1 protein-coding gene is annotated in these 231 nt (G+C 45.9%); it reads left to right on the top strand.

The annotated features are described in order from the left end of the window. A partial coding sequence (locus NE619_RS18540) for a DUF6040 family protein (protein ID WP_256133928.1) occupies nucleotides 1-231 on the top strand: 231 nt, incomplete at both ends.

Genomic DNA, 231 nt, shown 5'->3' with positions numbered 1-231 from the left:
AGACCTTTTTCATGGTTATATGGCAGTTCATTGTGAATGCGTTCCAGTTGCTTCTTAAAGGCGGTCAGTGGGCTTCACAACTGGGAGATAAGATACCACAGCCAGTAGTGGCTACCATAGTGCATTATCTTCTCTTAATCGTCTTTGTGGGCGGTATTGCTATCGGTGTGGGCTTTCTTATCTTCCTTGGAGCAAGCAAGGTGTTTGAGTTCTACACAGAGGACTATGCGG

This window comes from Anaerovorax odorimutans, assembly GCF_024459955.1.
Lineage (GTDB): Bacteria > Bacillota > Clostridia > Peptostreptococcales > Anaerovoracaceae > Hominibacterium > Hominibacterium odorimutans_A.
This window is presented reverse-complemented; position numbering and strand designations above follow the sequence as displayed.